This window comes from Providencia xihuensis (assembly GCF_041953405.1).
Lineage (GTDB): Bacteria > Pseudomonadota > Gammaproteobacteria > Enterobacterales > Enterobacteriaceae > Providencia > Providencia vermicola.
Genome location: NZ_CP169565.1, coordinates 103,823 through 125,811 on the forward strand (window position 1 = coordinate 103,823; position 21,989 = coordinate 125,811).

General features: G+C 42.3%; 20 protein-coding genes, 1 tRNA gene and 1 pseudogene. 16 read left to right on the forward strand and 6 right to left on the reverse strand.

Features of this window, described 5'->3' with window-relative positions; translation table 11 throughout:
• Positions 1 to 51: 51 nt before the first annotated feature.
• Positions 52 to 1,671 (forward strand): phosphoenolpyruvate carboxykinase (ATP), encoded by a 1,620-nt coding sequence (gene pckA / locus ACE2AL_RS00435; RefSeq protein WP_206085196.1) that lies wholly within the window; start codon positions 52 to 54, stop codon positions 1,669 to 1,671.
• 63 nt (positions 1,672 to 1,734) lie between these two features.
• Here the strand turns inward: pckA and ACE2AL_RS00440 are convergent, their stop codons facing one another.
• Positions 1,735 to 2,433, reverse strand: a complete 699-nt coding sequence (locus tag ACE2AL_RS00440; protein WP_272538854.1) for a pirin family protein — start codon at positions 2,431 to 2,433, stop codon at positions 1,735 to 1,737.
• Between the two features lie 506 nt (positions 2,434 to 2,939).
• A complete protein-coding gene (locus ACE2AL_RS00445; RefSeq protein ID WP_272574367.1) occupies positions 2,940 to 4,139 on the reverse strand; it encodes an NAD(P)/FAD-dependent oxidoreductase in 1,200 nt (399 codons plus the stop codon).
• A gap of 376 nt (positions 4,140 to 4,515) precedes the next feature.
• Between ACE2AL_RS00445 and pitA the strand changes: the two genes are divergently transcribed.
• The gene (pitA, locus tag ACE2AL_RS00450; protein WP_206085233.1) at positions 4,516 to 6,006 is read left to right on the forward strand and encodes an inorganic phosphate transporter PitA; all 1,491 of its coding nucleotides are present in this window, start codon (positions 4,516 to 4,518) and stop codon (positions 6,004 to 6,006) included.
• 122 nt (positions 6,007 to 6,128) lie between these two features.
• On the opposite strand, the gene uspB is transcribed toward pitA, so the two are convergent.
• Entirely contained in the window at positions 6,129 to 6,464 is a 336-nt protein-coding gene (uspB, locus tag ACE2AL_RS00455; RefSeq protein ID WP_206085193.1) for a universal stress protein UspB, read from the reverse strand.
• A gap of 446 nt (positions 6,465 to 6,910) precedes the next feature.
• Here uspB and uspA point away from each other — a divergent pair, with 446 nt between their 5' ends.
• Both uspA and gdhA read left to right on the forward strand, forming a co-directional pair.
• Positions 6,911 to 7,345, forward strand: a complete 435-nt coding sequence (uspA, locus tag ACE2AL_RS00460) for a universal stress protein UspA (RefSeq protein ID WP_206085192.1) — start codon at positions 6,911 to 6,913, stop codon at positions 7,343 to 7,345.
• Positions 7,346 to 7,612: 267 nt separating this feature from the next.
• Positions 7,613 to 8,947 (forward strand): NADP-specific glutamate dehydrogenase, encoded by a 1,335-nt coding sequence (gene gdhA, locus ACE2AL_RS00465; protein ID WP_206085191.1) that lies wholly within the window; start codon positions 7,613 to 7,615, stop codon positions 8,945 to 8,947.
• Between the two features lie 82 nt (positions 8,948 to 9,029).
• Here the strand turns inward: gdhA and rsmJ are convergent, their stop codons facing one another.
• Both rsmJ and prlC read right to left on the reverse strand, forming a co-directional pair.
• Positions 9,030 to 9,800: a 16S rRNA (guanine(1516)-N(2))-methyltransferase RsmJ gene (gene rsmJ, locus ACE2AL_RS00470; RefSeq protein WP_206085190.1), complete on the reverse strand. Its 771-nt coding sequence runs from the start codon at positions 9,798 to 9,800 to the stop codon at positions 9,030 to 9,032.
• A complete protein-coding gene (gene prlC / locus ACE2AL_RS00475) occupies positions 9,793 to 11,835 on the reverse strand; it encodes an oligopeptidase A (RefSeq protein ID WP_272538857.1) in 2,043 nt (680 codons plus the stop codon). The genes rsmJ and prlC overlap by 8 nt, the downstream gene beginning before the upstream one ends.
• A gap of 309 nt (positions 11,836 to 12,144) precedes the next feature.
• Between prlC and ACE2AL_RS00480 the strand changes: the two genes are divergently transcribed.
• Both ACE2AL_RS00480 and ACE2AL_RS00485 read left to right on the forward strand, forming a co-directional pair.
• Positions 12,145 to 12,239: transfer RNA gene (locus tag ACE2AL_RS00480), tRNA-Sec, on the forward strand.
• Between the two features lie 119 nt (positions 12,240 to 12,358).
• Positions 12,359 to 12,891 (forward strand): annotated as a pseudogene (locus tag ACE2AL_RS00485) (virulence RhuM family protein); the annotation flags it as partial.
• 50 nt (positions 12,892 to 12,941) lie between these two features.
• On the opposite strand, the gene ACE2AL_RS00490 reads toward ACE2AL_RS00485, so the two are convergent.
• Entirely contained in the window at positions 12,942 to 13,304 is a 363-nt protein-coding gene (locus ACE2AL_RS00490; protein WP_206085186.1) for a YibL family ribosome-associated protein, read from the reverse strand.
• Positions 13,305 to 13,826: 522 nt separating this feature from the next.
• Between ACE2AL_RS00490 and ACE2AL_RS00495 the strand changes: the two genes are divergently transcribed.
• The 10 genes from ACE2AL_RS00495 to ACE2AL_RS00540 all read left to right on the forward strand — a co-directional run bounded on the left by ACE2AL_RS00495 (position 13,827) and on the right by ACE2AL_RS00540 (position 21,904).
• Positions 13,827 to 14,135, forward strand: coding sequence for a helix-turn-helix domain-containing protein (locus tag ACE2AL_RS00495; protein ID WP_206085185.1), 309 nt, complete (start codon positions 13,827 to 13,829; stop codon positions 14,133 to 14,135).
• A 167-nt stretch (positions 14,136 to 14,302) separates the two neighbouring features.
• Positions 14,303 to 14,851: a type 1 fimbrial major subunit FimA gene (gene fimA / locus ACE2AL_RS00500; protein ID WP_206085184.1), complete on the forward strand. Its 549-nt coding sequence runs from the start codon at positions 14,303 to 14,305 to the stop codon at positions 14,849 to 14,851.
• An 80-nt stretch (positions 14,852 to 14,931) separates the two neighbouring features.
• Positions 14,932 to 15,468 carry a fimbrial protein gene (locus ACE2AL_RS00505; protein WP_206085183.1) on the forward strand — a complete coding sequence of 179 codons (537 nt, stop codon included), beginning with the start codon at positions 14,932 to 14,934 and terminating at the stop codon, positions 15,466 to 15,468.
• Between the two features lie 61 nt (positions 15,469 to 15,529).
• Positions 15,530 to 16,228, forward strand: a complete 699-nt coding sequence (locus ACE2AL_RS00510) for a fimbria/pilus periplasmic chaperone (RefSeq protein ID WP_375083824.1) — start codon at positions 15,530 to 15,532, stop codon at positions 16,226 to 16,228.
• A gap of 73 nt (positions 16,229 to 16,301) precedes the next feature.
• Complete coding sequence (locus ACE2AL_RS00515; RefSeq protein WP_206085181.1) at positions 16,302 to 18,941, forward strand: fimbrial biogenesis usher protein; 2,640 nt, start codon at positions 16,302 to 16,304, stop codon at positions 18,939 to 18,941.
• 10 nt (positions 18,942 to 18,951) lie between these two features.
• Entirely contained in the window at positions 18,952 to 19,488 is a 537-nt protein-coding gene (locus tag ACE2AL_RS00520) for a fimbrial protein (protein ID WP_206085180.1), read from the forward strand.
• Between the two features lie 21 nt (positions 19,489 to 19,509).
• Positions 19,510 to 20,013 (forward strand): fimbrial protein, encoded by a 504-nt coding sequence (locus tag ACE2AL_RS00525; RefSeq protein ID WP_206085232.1) that lies wholly within the window; start codon positions 19,510 to 19,512, stop codon positions 20,011 to 20,013.
• A 15-nt stretch (positions 20,014 to 20,028) separates the two neighbouring features.
• Positions 20,029 to 20,961 (forward strand): fimbrial protein, encoded by a 933-nt coding sequence (locus ACE2AL_RS00530; RefSeq protein ID WP_375084290.1) that lies wholly within the window; start codon positions 20,029 to 20,031, stop codon positions 20,959 to 20,961.
• A gap of 80 nt (positions 20,962 to 21,041) precedes the next feature.
• Positions 21,042 to 21,356, forward strand: a complete 315-nt coding sequence (locus ACE2AL_RS00535; RefSeq protein ID WP_206085179.1) for a hypothetical protein — start codon at positions 21,042 to 21,044, stop codon at positions 21,354 to 21,356.
• A 224-nt stretch (positions 21,357 to 21,580) separates the two neighbouring features.
• Positions 21,581 to 21,904 carry a hypothetical protein gene (locus ACE2AL_RS00540; protein WP_371007342.1) on the forward strand — a complete coding sequence of 108 codons (324 nt, stop codon included), beginning with the start codon at positions 21,581 to 21,583 and terminating at the stop codon, positions 21,902 to 21,904.
• Positions 21,905 to 21,989 lie beyond the last annotated feature (85 nt).

The following is a 21,989-nucleotide window of genomic DNA, read 5'->3' on the forward strand; positions in this document are numbered from 1 at the left end:
TAAAGAATTATGATCATCTGCAGATTAGTTATGTTTACCAGGAGCAATATAATGAGCGCTAAAAGCATTACCCTGAAGGAACTTGAAAAGTACGGTATTCATGATGTAGCTGAAGTGGTTTATAACCCAAGTTACGAGCTATTATTCACGGAAGAAACTAAGCCAGGACTTGAAGGTTATGAACGCGGCACGGTCACCACATTAGGTGCGGTTGCAGTAGATACAGGTATCTTTACGGGTCGTTCACCAAAAGATAAATATATCGTTCGTGATGATGTCACTCGCGATACTGTATGGTGGGCAGACCAAGGTAAAGGTAAGAACGACAATAAGCCAATGTCACAAGAAGTGTGGAGTGATTTAAAACACATTGTAACAGAGCAATTGTCTGGCAAACGTTTGTTTATCATTGATGCATTCTGTGGAGCGAACGCAGATACACGTCTGAAAGTCCGTTTTATTACGGAAGTGGCATGGCAGGCGCACTTCGTTAAAAACATGTTCATCCGCCCATCAGATGAAGAGTTAGTTGGCTTTGAGCCTGATTTTATCGTGATGAACGGTGCAAAATGTACGAACCCGAACTGGAAAGCACAAGGTTTGAATTCAGAAAACTTTGTGGCGTTCAACTTAACTGAGCGTATGCAGTTAATTGGTGGCTCTTGGTACGGCGGCGAAATGAAAAAAGGGATGTTCTCAATGATGAACTACCTGCTGCCATTAAAAGGCATCGCATCAATGCACTGTTCAGCGAACGTAGGCGAAAAAGGCGACGTTGCGATTTTCTTCGGTTTATCGGGTACTGGTAAAACCACGCTGTCTACCGATCCTAAACGTAAGTTAATCGGTGATGATGAGCACGGTTGGGACGATGACGGCGTATTCAACTTTGAAGGCGGTTGCTACGCAAAAACTATCAATCTGTCTAAAGAAGCTGAGCCAGATATCTACGGCGCAATCAAGCGTGATGCACTACTTGAAAACGTGATGGTATTGGCAGATGGTACCGTTGATTTCAATGATGGTTCTAAAACGGAAAACACGCGTGTTTCTTACCCGATTTACCACATTGAAAACATTGTAAAACCTGTTTCTAAAGCAGGTCATGCAACAAAAGTTATCTTTCTGACGGCAGATGCGTTTGGTGTGTTACCACCTGTTTCTCGTTTAACCCCAGAGCAAACACAGTATCACTTCCTGTCTGGTTTTACTGCGAAATTAGCAGGTACAGAACGCGGTGTTACTGAACCAACTCCTACGTTCTCAGCGTGTTTCGGCGCAGCATTCTTATCACTGCACCCAACACAATACGCGGAAGTATTAGTTAAACGTATGGAAGCTGCGGGTGCAAAAGCATACTTAGTGAACACAGGTTGGAACGGAACAGGTAAACGTATCTCGATTAAAGATACCCGTGCCATCATTGATGCAATCTTAAGTGGCGACATCGAAAAAGCCGATACCATTAAGCTGCCAGTCTTCGATTTAGAAGTCCCTACAGCATTACCAGGCGTGGATACCAATATCCTCGACCCACGTAATACTTATGCAGATAAAGCGCAGTGGGATGAGAAGGCGAAGGATTTAGCGAACCGTTTCGTGAATAACTTCGATAAATACACAGACACGCCAGCAGGTGCTGCTTTAGTAAAAGCAGGTCCAAAACTGTAATTTGCGAATGCGTTTTGTGTTATAGAGAAAGGCGCTACGTTGTAGCGCCTTTTTTGTTAGTGATTACTCAGCAGAAGGCAGGTCGAATAACAGAATTTCGCTGTCTTCATCTGCCTTGATGGCTAAGCGAGCTTCTTCCCAAATCGCTAAACCATCACTGGTAGAGGCTTTTTGGCCGTTAATTTCAACGGTGCCTTTGACGACTTGGATCCACACCACTCGTTTTTCGGCGATCTCGTGGGTTTGTACGTCGTTTGCAGGCAATGCCCAGCGCCATAATTCCATGTCTTGATACACTTTCAGTGAACCGTCACGGGCGTCTGGTGACAGAACCAACTGTTTACCATCAAGTGAATCAAAGCGTTTTTGTTCATAACGTGGCTCAATACCTGTTTTCTCAGGAATGATCCAAATTTGGTAAAGATGCAGCTCTTTATCACTGTTCGGGTTGTATTCTGAGTGGCGAATGCCCGTACCTGCACTCATGATTTGGAATTCACCCGCTGGAATTTGCTCCATATTGCCCATGCTATCTTTGTGCTCGACGGCACCATTAAGCACATAGGTCAAAATCTCCATGTCTTTATGGGGATGAGTACCAAAGCCTTGGCCTGCGGCAATAAAGTCTTCGTTAATCACTCTCAGAGCTGAAAAACCCATAAATTTTTCATCATAATAGCTAGAGAATGAGAAAGTGTGCCAGCTATCAAGCCAACCATGGTTAGCATGACCTCGTTCATTTGCTTTGCGTAAATAGATCATTGTGTTATCTCCTAGTTGGATACCCAACCGTGGTTGAACTTCTCTCTAAATCAATTGCAAACAGTTTAACCGTTTCGCTAAGAGAGAAAAGTAGCCGCCATTAACCATAGGATCCAAAAAATTTGAATAAGTGTATTTGAGATAAGTTAAGAAAATGGATGGAGAAAGGGACGGGGGGAGTTTTAGTCAATTAACCAATTGATGCAGATAAAAAAATAGCCAGCACAAGGCTGGCTAAAGTAAACACTGGAAGCAATGTGAGCAATGTCGTACTCCCAACAATAAGTGACTAAGTAACCTTATCGAGGAAGTGATGATAATGATAATGCTTATCACTATCGTTTGTAAAGCATTATTTTTAACCAAAATAATATATCTTATAATTAATACTGCAATTATATGATTTCTATGAAGTTAAATATTAACCATTATTTTTCAATGGATTAAGGGATTTTTCCTAAAAAGATGTTAACAACAAAACATTGCGGATAACTATTAACCTTAAATTATTTATGGTTAACTGGCAGACTTTCTGCACAAGCTGCCGCAGAGCTCCATGCCCATTGGAAGTTATAACCGCCTAACCAACCTGTCACATCCACAACTTCACCGATAAAATACAACCCTTCTGTTTTCAGTGAACCCATTGTTTTTGATGATATTTCATGGGTATCAACACCACCTAGAGTGACTTCAGCTGTACGGTAGCCCTCAGTCCCATTAGGTTGAACTTGCCAAGCATGTAGTGTGTTATGCAGCGCTTCAACTTGTGGGTGGTTCAATTGCTTTAGGGCGCATTCAGGGATTTGCCCTTGCGCTTGCATGATTTCGATTAACCGCTTAGGTAATAATTTTGCGAGGGTGTTTTTTAAAGATTGATTCGGGTGCTCTTGTTTTTCTTCCATTAAAAAATCGCTGAGCGAAAGGGTCGGAAGTAAGTTAATACTTACATACTCTCCAGGGTTCCAATAGTTAGAAATCTGCAAGATAGCAGGGCCAGAGAGGCCGCGATGAGTAAAGAGGATATTTTCTTTAAATAGCGTTCCGTCAGCCGCTGTCACAGTTGCCGCGACAGAGATCCCTGATAGCACTTGCAGCGCTTCTAAAAGGGGCTTGTGCAGTGTAAATGGGACAAGGCCTGCACGGGTTGGAATAATCGAGTGGCCAAATTGTTCTGCTAAGCGGTAGCCGAATGGTGTGGCACCAAGACCTGGCATCGATAACCCACCCGTTGCTACAACTAGTGAGCGAGCACTTACTTGGCTTCCATTCACGGTGACGAGAAAGCCCTCTGGCGTTTTTTCGACCTCGGTGACTTCACTGCGAAGTTTGATCGAAATATTCGGTAAATTACACTCATTTTGCAGCATATCGACAATATCTTGCGCACTATTGTCGCAAAAAAGCTGCCCTAAGGTTTTTTCATGATAAGGAATATTATATTTGGCAACTAACCCGATAAAATCCCATTGTGTATAGCGAGCAAGTGCTGACTTACAAAAATGTGGGTTCGTGGAAAGATAGTTGCTGTGCTCAGCGTACATATTCGTGAAATTGCAGCGTCCGCCTCCGGACATCAATATTTTTCTGCCTAATTTTTTGCCGTTATCAAGGACAAGTATGTTGAGTCCGCGTTTACCTGCGAGTGAGGCACAAAATAGACCCGCGGCACCTGCACCTAAAATAATAACGTCGATGTTTTTCACAATGGCTTTCTCTATAGCTATTTGATTTTTAGCACAATTAAATTATGAGTATGGGTATTTTACGTCATCTTGCGGTGGTTGTAATGTAAAGGTTCGAGCGAGATCGGATGAAAAGTGTGTAAGACGTATTATAATTAGAAAAATTCGCGCAAAAAGAGCAAATAACTTTTATTTTCGGGAAAAATCGTTAAAAAAGTTTCAAAAATTCAGAATAAGTTTGTTTTAGCTAATGCATTGATATTTATGGGGTAATTGCTATGAGGTACTTTTTTGATGGGTAGTTAAATCAAAAAAAGGTTAGATTTTGCTTCCACCGCCAGCGTTTGTCACTGATAATGCGCCGCGTTCATGTCCAACATATAATGGCTTAACGTCTATGCTACATCTTTTTACAGGTTTAGAATTTCATACAGGTCTATTATTAGTTCTAGCACTGTTATTTGTGCTGGTCTATGAGGCTATAAATGGCTTCCATGACACCGCTAACGCGGTAGCAACGGTTATTTATACCAGAGCAATGCGGGCACAGTTCGCAGTTGTCATGGCAGGGGTTTTTAACTTTTTTGGTGTCTTGCTGGGAGGGTTGAGCGTTGCCTACGCGATTGTCCACCTCTTACCAACAGACCTCTTGCTTAATGTGAGCTCTGCTCACGGCCTTGCAATGGTTTTCTCATTGCTACTGGCTGCAATTATTTGGAACCTTGGAACGTGGTACCTCGGTATCCCTGCATCCAGTTCCCACACACTGATTGGTGCCATTATCGGGGTAGGTTTAACCAATGCGATAGTGACAGACTCATCAGTGGTTGACGCTCTGAATATACCGAAAATGATCAGTATTTTCATGTCGTTAATTCTTTCTCCAGCGATTGGTTTCGTGATTGCCGGTTTGATGATTTTCTTTTTACGCCGTTATTGGAGCGGAACAAAGAAACGTCGCCGTATTCACTTAACACCTGCAGAACGTGAGAAAAAGGATGGTAAGCGTAAGCCGCCATTCTGGACCCGTACCGCGCTGATTTTATCCGCGGTTGGCGTCAGTTTCTCGCACGGTGCGAACGATGGGCAGAAAGGTATCGGTCTTATCATGCTTGTGCTGATTGGTGTTGCGCCAGCTGGTTTCGTCATGAATATGAACTCGAACGGTTATGATATCGCGAGAACTCATGATGCTGTAGTCCACCTGCAACAATACTATGAAACACATAAACCTGCGTTAAACCACGCGATAGAAAATGCCCCTGCAGTTGCTGAAAGTAGTAATGAGCCTGGTGGCGAATTCCATTGCGATAGTTCACGTACAGGTGCAATTTTAAATCAAGCTCAGACGATGCTAAACGGCATTCAGAGCTACGAAGAGCTAACGCCTGACCAGCGTAACCATGCGCGCCGTTTATTGATGTGTATCTCTGATACAGCGAATGCGGTAGCTAAATTACCAGAGACGAGCTCGAAAGATGCAAGTTTACTGAAAAAACTCAGTAATGACCTACTGTATACTGTTGAGTATGCACCTCTGTGGATCATCATTGCGGTTGCTTTAGCCCTGTCTTTAGGCACCATGTTTGGTTGGCAGCGTGTTGCAGTCACGATTGGTGAGAAGATTGGTAAGAAAGGCATGACCTACGCACAAGGTGTTTCTGCGCAGGTGACTGCGGCAGTGTCAATTGGTGTGGCGAGTTATACGGGTATGCCTGTTTCAACAACCCAAGTTTTATCTTCCGCTGTTGCGGGAACCATGGTTGTTGATGGCGGCGGTGTACAAACTAAAACAATCAAAAGTATTGCGTTAGCGTGGTTACTGACTTTACCTGTCTCGATTGTTTTATCTGGTGGGTTGTACTGGTTATCTCTGCTGTTTATCTAACAGCACTTCACTTGGCTTCACTGTTGTGAAGCCGTCGAAAGTGACATGAACACAGTGATATAAGAATACAAAATAGTGATGATCGTAAGGTCATCACTATTTTTTTACGTCAAGAAAGCGGGTTAACCCGTCATTAAAAGATAAACTAAGCTCACGACAACAAGAATACTGAGCCGGCTTATTGTCATAAATTGTTTACGGATTCGTTCACAACGCGCAATGACTTCAGGGTCATAGTGCTCAAGATACTGTTTGCTATTGATATATCGGACAAGCCGAAGTTGTTTGTTCAGTTGACCATGGGTGGTGAAAAAACCATTCCCATCAACGGATTGGTAGAGTAACGGATCGGAATCCCGCAAAATAGATAATAAAACACGAATGGACGAAAAATAACGCATCATATTCAAGATGCATAAAATGCAGAGTGCCCAAAATAAAGCAATCATACTGAACATAATCCCCTCCTTAGAAACCCAGCTCACAGCACTTGTCAAAAAGGAAATACAGCAAGATATTTTATTTATACTCAGTCATTTCATTGTAGGATAAATTATTGTTTAAAAAAAGTGCAATCCCTGCAAATTTTTGATTACTTTTTGTTTATATTGAAAAAAATACTTCATTGCTGCTTATCATTGGATATCACACTTTAGTGTGAAATTATGTTGTTTCTTGTCTGTGGAAGTGTAGCCATAACTCGAATTACTTAGGTGAATATATTAATATTGAAGGAATGATGTTATTGTTTTATAAAATGTTATATACACTTATGGTTTTAAGGTTAATCTGCTTAGATGTGATCAGTGCAACACTTAATTATCACAGTTAGCAGGTATAGTATTATTAAGATGTGGTGAAGGCATAACCACTGGATTAATCAGCATTCGGAAGGAGTTTACTTATGGCTTACAAACATATTCTTGTTGCGGTAGATTTATCACCTGAAAGTAAAGTATTACTGGATAAGGCTGTCTCTATGGCAAAACCTTACGGTGCCAAAGTATCCATGATCCATGTTGATGTTAACTATTCAGACCTGTACACCGGACTTATTGATGTCAATTTGGGTGATATGCAGCAGCGTATCACTGATGAGACGCGTAATGCGCTGAAAGATTTATCTGCAGGTGCGGGTTATGATATTCAAGAAACGCTGAGTGGTAGCGGCGATCTTGGTCAAGTACTGGTTGATGCCATTAAAAAATACGACATGGACTTAGTGGTCTGTGGTCATCACCAAGACTTTTGGAGCAAACTGATGTCATCTGCACGTCAGTTAATCAATACAGTTCATGTGGATATGTTGATTGTTCCGTTAAATGACGATGAAGAGTAATCTATTCTCTCTTGTTTGAAATATTATTCACTAAAAACGCTTGCTTATGCAGGCGTTTTTTTTGTGTCAAAATATGACATTTAGGGTAGATATTGGCAGGTCAAGCAATTTTTTTTGCATTATAGTGAAAAAAAACCTTGAATTTAGAATACAAACTAATGATATATTCAATAGGCAAAACACAAATCAACCTCACATTTCCTAAAAATAATGACAAGAAAGAGTGAGGCACATCACAACAACCACATGTTAAAAAGGAAGACATAGATGACACAATCACTATCTTCATTCTTGGAGTCTGTCCAAAAAAGAGACCCTTCACAGCCAGAGTTTTTACAAGCTGTGCGTGAAGTATTCACTTCCCTTTGGCCTTTCCTTGAGCAAAATGCAAAGTACCGTGACCAAGCACTGCTTGAGCGCTTTGTTGAACCTGAAAGGGTTATCCAATTTCGCGTATGTTGGATGGATGACCAAGGCAAGGTCCAAGTTAACCGCGCATGGCGTGTGCAATTTAGCTCAGCCATCGGTCCATTCAAAGGCGGTATGCGTTTCCACCCATCTGTTAATTTATCCATTCTGAAATTCTTAGGCTTCGAACAAACACTGAAAAACGCACTAACTACCTTACCAATGGGCGGTGGTAAAGGCGGTTCAGACTTTGATCCGAAAGGAAAAAGCACGGGTGAAGTCATGCGTTTCTGCCAAGCATTGATGACGGAACTGTATCGCCATATTGGTTCAAACACTGACGTACCTGCAGGCGATATTGGTGTGGGTGCGCGTGAAGTTGGCTTTATGACGGGTATGATGAAAAAGCTGTCTAACGACACCTCTTGTGTATTTACAGGGAAAGGCTTGTCTTTTGGTGGTAGCTTAATTCGCCCTGAAGCAACGGGTTACGGTTTAGTGTACTTCACTAATGCAATGTTACAGCGCCATGGTTTAAGCTTTGATGGTATGCGAGTTGCGGTCTCTGGTTCAGGTAACGTGGCACAGTACACCATTGAAAAATGTATGGAACTGGGTGCGAAAGTGGTTACTGCATCGGATTCTAGCGGTACGGTAGTTGATGAGGCTGGCTTCACTGCAGAAAAACTCGCACGCTTAGAAGAAATCAAAAACAATTATGGCCGTGTTGAAGAATACGCGAAAGAGTTTGGTTTAACTTACTTAGCGGGTCAGCAACCATGGAATGTCCCTGTTGATATCGCATTGCCATGTGCAACACAAAATGAGCTGGATGTTGAAGCAGCGAAAGTGTTAATCAAAAATGGCGTTAAAGCGGTCGCAGAAGGCGCAAACATGCCAACGACGATCCCTGCAACAGAGCTGTTCCTTGAAGCTGGCGTGTTGTTTGCTCCAGGTAAAGCTGCTAACGCAGGCGGTGTGGCAACATCAGGTTTGGAAATGGCGCAGAATGCGGCTCGTCTTGGCTGGAAAGCAGAGAAGGTCGATGCGCGCTTACACCACATCATGTTGGATATCCATCACCACTGTGTTGAGTTTGGTGGTGAAGGAAAACAAACCAACTATGTTCAAGGTGCGAACATCGCGGGCTTTGTAAAAGTCGCTGATGCAATGCTTGGGCAGGGTGTGTTGTAATCCTCTGACAAAAAAACGTACGCGAAAGGGCGGTTGTATCATACTGATAATTCACCTGTACATACGCCCTTCGCCGTTACGTTTAATCGTTATTTTTAATGCACGGATAGATATCGAATCGATGGCTTTTTGTTGTAACCGCTGACGGTGCTTTTTGTCCCGCAAGGGGCTCTGCATAGTCAGGGCGTTTGACCACTACACGGCGTTTTGCCAAGGCAATTGCAGGCGCTAATAATGCATCTGCATCATCATCTGCTCCCACCAACGACTGAAATACCCGCATCTCTTTCTTAACTAACGCACTTTTTTGCCGATGTGGATACATCGGGTCAAGATAGATAACATCTGGTGCAGGAGTGATTTCACTCAATGCGGTTATACTTGATGTGTGGATCAAGGACATACGTTCTTGTAGCCACGGGCCGATTTCGGCATCTTGATAACCACGTTGTAAGCCATCGTCTAGCAATGCCGCAACCACAGGGTGACGCTCTAACATCCGAACGTGACAACCAAGAGCGGCGAGCACAAAGGCGTCTCGGCCTAACCCTGCGGTGGCATCAATTACATCAGGCAAATACTCTTTTTTAATCCCAACCGCTTTTGCGACTGCTTCACCACGTCCACCGCCAAATTTTCGGCGATGAGCCATTGCTCCCGAAACAAAATCGACAAAAATACCACCGAGTTTGGGTTCATCAAGTTTGCGGAGCTGCAAATTTTCGGGGGTAAGCACCAGTGCCATAGTGGCATCTGGTGTATGGGAAAGCTGCCATTTTTCAGAAAGTTGAGAAAGGGTGCCTTGATCGGCACCCTCTTCACAGATCAACTGGATCTTAATGTGATTAGCCATGAATACCGTAGCTCTTCAACATCGCATCAAGTTCTGGTTTACGGCCACGGAAACGTTCAAACAACGCCATTGGCTCTTCAGAGCCGCCACGACTTAAAATATTGTCGAGGAACGATTGGCCTGTTTGGCGGTTAAAAATGCCTTCTTCACTAAAGCGTGAGTAAGCATCTGCTGCGAGTACATCAGCCCATAAATAGCTGTAGTAACCTGCTGCGTAACCGCCTGCAAAAATATGGCTAAAGGCATGTGGGAAGCGAGCCCATTTCGGTGAAGGTACCACCGCGACTTTATCTTTAATCGCATATAGCGTCGGCATGACTTGCGCACCTTTTGCAGGGTCATACTCTGCGTGTAAGGTGAAATCAAACAGACCAAACTCTAATTGGCGTAGGACAAACATTGCGGATTGGTAATTTTTCGCGGCTAACATGCTACTTAACATTTCGGCTGGTAATGGTTCGCCAGTTTCATAGTGGCCAGATATAAATTCCAGCGCTTCAGGCTCCCAACACCAGTTTTCCATAAATTGACTTGGTAATTCGACGGCATCCCAAGGCACACCATTGATCCCTGCAACATCAGCGACATCGATTTGCGTCAACATATGGTGCAAGCCGTGACCAAATTCATGGAACAGGGTGATGACTTCATCATGGGTGAAGAGAGCGGGTTTATCGCCTAATGGCTGGTTAAAGTTACATGTCAGGTAAGCCACTGGGTTTTGCAGTGAACCATCTTTATGCACCATACGGCCAACACAATCGTCCATCCAAGCTCCGCCACGTTTGTGTTCACGTGCATAGAGGTCAAGGTAGAAGCTACCACGCAGGGTATTAGTATCATCATACAGTTCGAAGAAACGCACATCTTTATGCCATGTTTCGACGTCATTACGTTCTTTGGCGGTTAAACCATAGATTCGGTGAACAACTTCGAACAAACCATTTAGAACGCGTTGTTCAGGGAAATAAGGGCGTAATTGCTCATCACTTAATGAGAATTTATGCTGTTTTTGTTTCTCGCTGTAATACGCTAGATCCCACGATTCTAAAGACTCAATACCATAATGTTCTTTAGCAAAAGCGGTGAGCTCAGCCAGTTCGTCTTTACCTTGCTGGTGGGCGCGATCGGCTAAGTCATTGAGGAAGCCTAAAACTTGCTCTGGTGATTCTGCCATTTTTGTTGCTAGGGATTTATCTGCGTAATTTTTGAAGCCAAGCAGTTGGGCAAGCTCGTGGCGTAACGCCATTAACTCATCGATAAGCTCGCTATTATCCCATTTGCCCGCATTTGGTCCTTGGTCTGAGGCGCGAGTACTGTATGCATGGCTCATTTCACGGCGCAGTTCTGCGTTATCCGCGTAGGTCATGACAGGCAGGTAGCTTGGCATGTCGAGAGTTAAGAGGTAGCCTTCTTCGCCTTTGGCTTCCGCCATGGCTTTTGCGGCGGCAATGGCGCTTTCTGGCATACCCGCTAATTCTTTTTCATCTTTAATGAGTTTAGTCCACCCCATGGTGGCATCAAGCACATTATTGCCGAATTTAGACGCGATTTCCGACAAACGTGCAACAATTTCACCGTAACGTTGCTGTTTTTCAGCAGGTAAGCCGATACCTGATAATTCGAAATCACGTAAGGTGTTTTCGATAGATTTACGTTGTGATTGGCTAAGTGAATTAAACTCAGCACTTTCTTTTAAGGATTTATACGCTTGGTATAAGGGCTCATGCTGGCCCATCCACGTACTGAATTCAGACAATAGTGGTAAACATTGCTCGTAAGCTTCGCGCAGTTCAGGGCTATTTTTCACGGAATGCAGATGGCTCACTGGTGACCAAACGCGAGACAGCTTATCACTCGCTTCTTCTAACGGCTGACACAGGTTATCCCATGTATAGTGGGTGGTTGCATTCAGGAGGTTTTCAACTGTTTGGCGGTACTCGGTGAGCACATGTTTGACAGCAGGAAAAACGTGAGCAGGTTCAATGCTAGAAAAACGGGGTAATGCAGAATCGGCTAATAATGAATTTGTCATAAAAACATCCTGTGATTGCAGGCTTGTGCTCGTAGGCCAAGGCTTACAGTGTTGACAATAAAAGTTAAATGGCGAGCTTATCTCCAAACAATTCATGTTATCGGGTGATAAAACCAGCACACCATTATGAATATAAGAAAGTATATGGGGGCGGATATGGAAACCTCAATATCAAGATAACGTTTTTTCTTATCAGTGCTTATCAATAAATGGGGTTTTTGTTGGCTTTTATCAATAAAGAGGATAGTTGTAGTTTCAATGCTTTGGAAAATAATGAATTCAGTCTATAATCACTTTCCAATCTATAGAGGAAGATCGTCGTCTCCGGTGAGGCGGCTGGATTTCAAATCCAGTTGGGGCTGCCAGCAGTCCCGGGCAGGTTCGACTCCTGTGATCTTCCGCCACTCAATGGCTATCCTGAAAACATTCTCTGTATTCTTATCATCTTAATAACTCCTCTTTTTTCAATAAATTATTGTTGTTCATCGTTTATGCATAACGTATAGAAAGTGGAGGCAATTTGATGAGCGAAAATCTTCCTGAAGCACCACAGGGTGAATTTGTTTTGTTTCGTAGTGAAGATGGGCAAACTCACGTCGAATGCCGGTTTGAGTCTGATACGTTGTAGTTATTTCAATCATCAATTGCTGAACTGTATGGAAAAGACGTTCGTACAATTAATGAGCATATTGTTAATATTTTCTCTGAAGGGGAACTTGCTTAAAACGCAACCATCTGGAAATTCCGGATAGTTCGATTAGAGGGAAATCGTCAGGTTTACAGAGAGATAGATCACTATAGTTTACCCGCCATTCTTGCTATTGGCTACCGTGTCCGCTCTGTCCGTGGTGCACAGTTTCGCCAGTGGGCGACACAAACTTTAGAACAGTATCTGATTAAAGGGTTTGTGATGGATGATGAGCGGCTAAAAAACCCGTCTATCGGTCAGTCAGCCGTGCCTGATTACTTTGATGAGAAGCCCGAACGCATCCGTAATATTCGCACCAGCAAGTGACGCGTCCATTAACTATTTTCACTATGGTAGCGGACTACGAACTTTTCAGTTGTCGTGGCTTATCACAGGTTTCGTGGGGCTGATTTTCTAACTAGAAATCACTCTTAGAAAAACCCGTCATTTCATCCAGTTCCATTTCGCGACCTAAGGCCGTCATTGGGTGGACAATCACTAAACCGCGTACGGATTTCTTCAGTTTGCCAAGATCAGCTTGTTCTTTCTTAGTGATGGCGCGTTTGAATGGCATATTCACCAATTTTTGTGCTTCTTTGCTTAGCTTCTTGTTACGCAACGCTTTCAGATGAGTAATTTCAATTTCTAGCGTCGCTTTTTCTTTCTCAAGCTCTGCGTATTTTTCTGCTTCGCTCGTCAGTTGCATGCTTGCCATCTGGTGACGAATAAGGTCTAAACGGTCGCTAAGCAGTTTAATTTGTGTTTTTTCGATTTCTTTCATTATTAATTAACCGTGAATAAATTTCTTGTCGGCGAGTATACACTATTCTGAGAAGGAGGGTGAAAAGGGATAGGAGGGAACCGCGACGTAAAAATTTTATTTGGATGTGAAAAATAGTTAAATATTTGTGAGAATAAAGTTTTATTTAATAAATAAACGAATAGGATTTATCTTATAATTTTAGTTTTATTAAATTCTATCTTAAAAAATGCCCCATATACACTCGAAAAAGGTTTGAAATTTACGATAAGTATAAAATACAGATACACTCAATGGCGTGTATATGTGAATAAATCTGTCAATATAAAATAAATATACCCTCTAATAACCTGACTTATGATAAGTTTTGGCGATCAATATTATTACATTGATTGTTAATTTCTATCAATCGATGGGTATTTGATCGACCAAAACGATTAGCCAATAATCATTTTCATTGTTTACACTAAGTGAAATTTTATAGTCCATTAGTAATAGCATCGGTTTTAAAGCGTCACTTATTATAAACAAACCGGAGGAAGGATGTTGGATAAACCACGATCTCACAATATTTCCATTTATATAGGCTCATTATTAAGATGCTACCGAAAATCGTTGGGAATAACGGGAGCTGAACTTGGTGCACGCTTAAACATAAGCCAGCAACAAATTTCACGTTATGAGTGTGGAACAAATACATTAACTATTGATGGGTTAATGAATTTCTTATTTGCTCTAGGACTTAAAAACTGTGATATAGAATATTTTATGGAAAATATCCTAACATTTTATAAAAGTGAGCCTGAAAAACCAACGTATGAAAATTCATTTATAACAGTAAGAAAGAGATAGTTATTTCTCTTTTTTTAAAATTATATTTATTAATAAAATTTAAAAGTGTTTATCAATATAAAAACAATCATTAGGTTTCAAATCTAATGATTCTATTCGTCACGCGTTAATAAAAGTTTTTGTAGTACACATGTCCATTAGGAAATATTAATAAAAAGGTAAATTTCATGAAATTTAAAGTTATTTCTTTATCAATCGCTGCTGCGCTGTCTTTATCTTCAATGGTGGCTTCTGCTGCTACAACGACAGTAAATGGTGGCACAGTTCATTTTAAAGGTGAGCTAGTGAATGCGGCATGTGCTGTTGACGCGGGTTCCGTTGAACAAACTGTGCAGCTTGGTCAAGTTCGTACTGTTAAATTAGCACAAACAGGTGATGTGAGTACGCCTGTTGGTTTTAACATTCAATTAAATGACTGTGATACCACTATTGCGACATCTGCAAAAGTTGCATTTACCGGTGTGTCTGCAAATGCAGCAAACCCGACAGTTCTATCTGTAGCCTCTTCTGCTGCTGGTTCTGCAACGAATGTAGGTATCCAAATTTTAGATTCTAAAAGCATTCCTCTAGGCCTTGATGGTGCAACATTTAGCACCGCGATGACATTGAAAGATGGTACTAACATTCTGCCATTCCAAGCTCGCTACTATGCACTTGATGCAACTACCGCGGGTGTGGCAAACGCAGATGCAACATTTGCTGTTCAGTACGAGTAATTTTTAAGCAGATTTAGGATGTCGAATTAGTTAGCCAAGGACGGCTTTATTTATCAATAAAATTAGAAAGGTAAAGTCTCATGAGAGAGGTGATGTTTGCGCTACTACTTTTATTCGCTCCACTCCTTGAGGCTGGAAACAAGTGGAATGTTCAGTTACCAGGCGGAGGAATGCACTTCCATGGGGAACTCATCGCAGAAGCGTGTAGTGTCGAAACTTCAGACAAAAATTTGACTGTAAATATGGGACAACTACGAACGAATATGCTGACTGCCCCAGGTCAAGAAACCGCGCCTGTTCTATTTGATATCCATTTACGCGAATGCAGCAAAACCGCGACTGAGTATGTCTCCATCACTTTCTCGGGGATCGCAGATAATACCAACCCAGATATTTTTGCTATTGGTGATGGCCCGAATAGCGCCAGTGGCGTAGGGCTAGCTGTTTTTGATTCCGCTAACACCTTAATTCCTATTAATAGTACACCTCGGAAAATAGCACGCGTTATTAATGGTGATATGACGTTGCACTTTATCGCTAAATATCGCGCGACGAGTTATCAAATTACGGGTGGAAAGGCAAACGCACAGGCTCTTTTTTCGCTGACCTATGAATAAAACATCCGTAAATAATTTATATACCTATTTAATTTTTTGTTAGAAAAGGACAGACGTAACAATGAAAAACGTAACAATCCGCAAACTAATTGGCGCCTTATTAATATTACTCTGTTCAAATATATATACTCAGGCATATGCCGGTGTTGCATTAGGCGCGACACGTGTTATTTACCCTGCTGGGCAAAAACAAGTTCAGCTTGCAGTGACAAATAATGATGAAAAAAGCGTTTTTCTTATTCAATCTTGGGTAGAGAATACATCAGGGAAAAAAGATAGCCAATTTGCGGTTACGCCACCCTTATTTACCATGCAAGGTAAAAAAGAAAATACATTGCGTATTATTGACGCCACTAATAACCAATTACCTCAAGATAGAGAAAGCCTTTTCTGGCTCAATGTAAAAGCCATTCCTGCCATGGATAAATCCAAGCTGAATGAAAATACGCTTCAATTGGCCATCATCAGCCGGATCAAACTGTATTATCGCCCGACCAATTTATCTGTTTCGCCTGAAACTGTTGCGGAATCATTACGTTTCAGGCGCCAAGCTGGCAGCGTTACCGTTATTAATCCTACACCTTATTACGCAACAGTAACGTCATTAAATATCGGTTCAACCAAACTCGATAATGTATTGGTTCCTCCGTTTGGTGAGGCATCTGTCTCTGCGCCAACCAATGCGAATGGTGGCATTACTTTCCAAACGATTAATGACTATGGTGCGTTAACTCCCAAAATGACCGGAAACATCCAGTAAAAACGTTTTTTACTCACTACTACTTTGATTTAAATAACTTACTGGGCGACATGGTTGTTCAGGGAGAGGGAATATGTCATATCTGGCATCTGAAAAAAGGCAATTCATTTCGGGAAAAGAATCATTTTTTGGATATATATCCGAACGCCATTTTCCCTTAATTCCATTGACGCTATTAATTAGTGCTTGCCTGTATCCTGCTTGGGCTGAGGCAGAACTCTACTTTAATCCACGATTTTTAGCAGATGACCCTTCCGCTGTTGCAGACCTATCTGCTTTTGAGCAAGGCCAAGAAGTACCGGAAGGAACCTATCGTGTTGATATTTATTTGAATGATGGCTATTTATCAACCAAAGATGTTCGTTTCGTCGCAAATAAAAATGAACGCCAGCTTATGCCTTGTTTCACACTCGGCGAATTAGCAAAAATGGGTGTTAATACACCCGCAATTTCAGGAACAAATACCCCAGAGCAAAATAACTGCCAGCCTTTGAATATGCTTATTGAAGACGCGACAGCACGCTTTGATGTTGGTTTGCAACGGCTCTACATTACGGTTCCACAAATATTTATGGCTAATCGAGCTCGAGATTTTATTCCCCCGGAATATTGGGACTCGGGTATTACGGCGGGTATTTTAAATTATAGTTTAACGGGAAATAGTGCACGTAACCAAAATGGTAAGCACAGTAGCTATACCTACCTAAATATGCAAAGCGGGCTAAACCTTGGGGCATGGCGCTTACGAGATAACTCGACGTGGAGTCACAGCTCAGGAACGTCGACGACTGAAACTCGTTGGGAACATATTAATACCTATTTGGAGCGTGGGATAAATCAGATACGCTCCCGCTTAACAATAGGTGACAGTTATACCCCCGGTGAAATCTTTGATAGCTTTAACTTTAGAGGAATTCAGCTAGCTTCTGATGACAATATGCTACCGGAAAGCCAAAAAGGGTTTGCGCCAGTTATTCGCGGTATTGCTCGTGGTACGGCTGATGTCTCCATCAAACAAAATGGCTATGAAATCTACCGCAATACTTTCCCGCCAGGGCCTTTCATTATTAATGATTTATATGCCGCAGGAAACAGTGGTGACCTCAACGTTAGTATTACTGAAGCGGATGGTTCGGTGCAAAGTTTTACGGTGCCTTACTCATCTGTACCATTACTTCAAAGGGAAGGGCATACCCAATATGCAGTCACTGCGGGTGATTACCGAGCAGGAAATGGCCAGCAAGAAAAACCGAGTTTTATGCAAGCGACATTAATGAGAGGTTTATCATACGGGTGGACACTTTATGGAGGTTCGCAACTCGCTAGTCGCTATCAATCCTTCAACATCGGTATGGGGAAAAACATTGGTGTATTTGGTGCGCTGTCTATCGATATTACACAGGCAAATGCGAAGCTGCCTGACGATAGCAATCATCAAGGGCAATCTATTCGTTTTCTTTATAACAAGTCGATGAATGAAACGGGCACAACCATACAATTGGCTGGCTATCGTTATTCAACCAAAGGCTATTATTCATTTGCGGATACCACTTATAAGCGCATGAATGGTTATAGCCTTGCGACACAAGATGGTGTCATTCAAGTCACTCCAACATTCTCGGATTACTATAATTTAGCCTATAACAAACGTGAAAAAATCCAGCTAAGCCTCACCCAACAATTAGGTGAGCAATCAACATTGTATGTGACAGGAAGCCATGAAACGTATTGGAACACGAGTAAGTCCGATAAACATTTACAGGTTGGTTTCAATACACTGATTGAAGGTATTAGCTGGGGGATCAATTACAGTCTGTCTAAGAACTCTTGGCAAGAAGCAAATGACCAGATGTTAGCGATGAATGTGAATATCCCATTTAGCTATTGGATGCGATCTGACAGCCAATCAATTTGGCGTAATGCGAGTGCCAGTTATAACGTCTCCCATGACCTAAAAGGTCGTATCACTAACATGGCAGGCCTTTATGGCACATTACTTGAAGATAATAACTTAAGTTATAACGTGCAAACGGGTTACGCAGGGGGCGGCCAAGGTAACTCTTCGGCATCTGGTTACACGGCGCTGAATTACCGCGGTACATATGGCAATGCTAACGCGGGTTACAGTTATACCGATAACGTACGCCAAATGTATTATGGTCTGAGTGGTGGTGTGTTAGCTCATGCTAATGGCATCACGCTTAGTCAGCCAATGAATGACACTGTTGTCCTCGTGAAAGCACCGGGGGCGGGAAACGTAAAAGTTGAAAATCAGACAGGGGTTAATACTGATTGGCGTGGCTATGCCATCTTACCTTATGCCACCGATTACCGAGAAAACCGTATTGCGCTGGATACCAACACATTAGCCAATAATGTCGATTTAGAAGACCCCGTTGTCAGTGTCGTTCCTACTCGAGGTGCAGTTGTTCGCGCTGATTTCCACCCTCGAATTGGGGTAAAAGTACTGATGACATTACTAAAAAGTGACGGAAAGCCCGTGCCATTTGGCGCGATTGTTTCTTCAAGCGATAACAATGGTAGCAGCATTGTTGCTGATGACGGTCAAGTTTACTTAACGGGGTTATCACTTTCTGGTCATCTTATTGCCCGCTGGGGAGAAGGTCCCGACTCACAGTGCCAGATTAACTACACATTACCTGAGCAAAGCCAACACGAGATGCTCAGTAAGTACCGCGCACTGTGCCGCTAAGGAGCCAATAATGCCGAATAAGTTCATGATTTTTTCTGCCTCTCTGTTTGCACTTTTATCATTATCTCAAAGTGCATATGCGGCAGACAGTACGATCAACATTAAAGGGTATGTGCGAGATAACACGTGTGCGGTTGCACCGGGGTCGCAAAGCCAAGTTGTTGATTTACTTAATAACGCGGTGAAGCAACTTTATGCCGTGGGGGAAGTGACCCCTGTCATTCCATTTAATATTGAGCTCACCCCTTGTGGCAACTCGGTTACTGCGGTGAAAGTGGGTTTTGTGGGAATTGCGGATACCAACAATCAGACCTTATTGGCGTTAGACCCCGGAAGCCTCAATGCATCAGGCGCAGGTATACAAATTTTAGATGGTGCCAGAAAACCACTCGCACTCAATGCTACCAGTAACAACATGGTTTGGACCCCTTTAGTGGCAGGTAAGAATAATACACTGCATTTTTATGCTCGATTAATGGCGTCTAAATTACCAGTCACAGCGGGGCATGTTCGAGCTACCGCCACTTTTACGCTTGAGTTCCAGTAAGCAGAGGATGTCATCATGAACATTAAATGGAAGGGAGCAGCCCCGTTTATCTGGCTGATTTTATTTTCACTAGCCACATCCTCATATGCCGCTGATGTGACGATTACAGTGAATGGGAGTGTTGTTGCGAAGCCATGCACTGTTGCAACGACGAGTGCCAATGTTGATTTAGGTGATTTATACACTTTTAATTTAATCACGCCAGGTTCTTCCTCAATATGGCACCCCGTTTCATTAGATTTAGTCAATTGCCCTGTAGGAACGTCCACGGTGACCGCCACTTTCAGCGGTATTGCTGATACGACGGGTTATTATAAAAATCAGGGAACAGCAGGCAATATTCAGCTACAACTCCAAGATACCGCGGGTAATAACTTAAACAATGGTGCGCAAAAAAAACTGCAAGTTAACGACTCTTCATTATCCACCCGTTTTCCTTTGCAAGTCAGAGCGCTTTCCGTTAAAGGCCAAGCTACTCAAGGGAATATACAGGCTGTTATTGATGTTACCTATACTTATCAATGAGTTAATATTATGAATATAAAAAAATGTGTTCAGTTATTTGCAGCAGGTTTAACGATTTATACCGTGGGTATTTCTTTGAGCTATGCTTTCACTTGTACAGATTCTACGGGTAATATATTACAAAGTAGTAATGTCACACAGACCGCGAATGCCTATGTGAACCTGCAACCAAGTGTGCAACCTGGGCAAAATCTAGTTGTTGATTTATCACAGTCCATTTCGTGTAAAAATGATATGCCAACAACACGTCGGGACTTGGTGAGTATGATCAGAGGGTCTGCATTTGGTGGGGCACTTGCCAATTTTAATGGTTCACTAAAATACTATGGTATCAGCAATACGTTTCCACTTGTGCAACCCACGCACCAACAAAGTTTTCCGTCTGGGAATTATACCCCTTGGAATACCCAATTATTCCTAACACCTATTAATGCTGCGGGCGGGATTGCCATTAAAAAAGGTACACATTTTGCCACCCTTGTTATGCATCAGGTGGGCTCTGATATTATTGGAGGTGGCAACATACATACGGCTACTTTTACATGGAACCTCTACACCAATAATGATGTGCTCATTCCTATTGGTGGATGTGATGTATCTTCACGAAATGTTATTGTAAATCTACCCGAATACCCTGGCACAGCACCTGTTCCGCTTTCGGTCCACTGTGCCTCAGGGCAAAACCTGTATTATTATCTTTCAGGGACCACAGATACTCGTTCAAATATTTTTGCGAATACATTTTCGGGAACAAATGCGGCAAAAGGCGTCGGTATTCAACTGGTCAGTAATGGGAATGCGATAGCTGTTAATCAAAAAGTGGCTTTAGGTAGGGTCACCACAGGTGCTGTTAGCCTTGGCTTAAGTGCACGATATGGACGTACTTCAGGCCAAGTTTCAGCAGGGAAAGTGCAGTCTATTATTGGTGTCACTTTTACTTATGATTAGTATGCTGGTTGAATTATTGGTTAAATCACTGGTGGGGTTTAATTCTCCACCCATCAATATTCACCATTGCGAGCCAGATTATGAAATATAAAATTCGATATAAAAACAAGGTGATTGGGATTACTGCATTAGAAGGGGGAGATCCTCCGATGGGGTTTGTGTTTGGTATGCTGGAGCCAACTGTATTTTATACCGCAGATATCGATAAAGTACATTTGAGCCTATATACCGACGAAACCAATGAAGAAATTGCCTGTAACTCTATCTCGTTTGACGATTATTCCGCAGAACTGGGCGAGCAATGTATCGAGGTCACTGTTTTAGTTGAATCCGCCGAAGAATATGCGAAATTTTTTAAGCATCACCTCGATGCTTATGAAAAACAATTTGGGTAGTACACACCTATCGCCTTCATTATTTACCATTCATTGTAAACTCTGATATTTTAGCTTATTTAATAACCATATGGCTGCCTATCACTATGGTCTCTGGATAGTCTTTGGAATTAAAAGTACTCACGCCATATTAGGGTGTAGCTAACGTTTTTTAATCGAGCGTTAAGATCTTTGATTTTGTTGTCAAAAATTACCTAAGTGATTCTTCTTCCGATCTCTCTAATATGAATGGGCGTGTACTGGCTGTTTGGGGAACTAATGACCTGAATGTGGATGCTCAATTCAACGCGTGCCGTTACAAGTCTATTTTGTCTACTAATCCTCGAGCGAGCGTCATAGTATTGCCAAATGCAAGCCATGGGTTACTTCGTTCACCTGAGTTTAATTACCAGCTTGAAAGTGATTGGCCCGCATGGCGGAAGGGGTATTTTCTTTGGTCTGGACGTGAGGCATACTCCCCTAATGGATTGAAGGTCATTGTTGAATGGATAAAAAATGAAAAGCCAAACTTAATGCCATATGATGTGGTATGTAAGTCTGGTGGGTAGCAAGGTTTTATCTGTATGGATAGGTGAGAATAAAATCGGATTGAGTCCCTAAAAAGACCAGCCATGGTGATAAAGACTGGCTGTA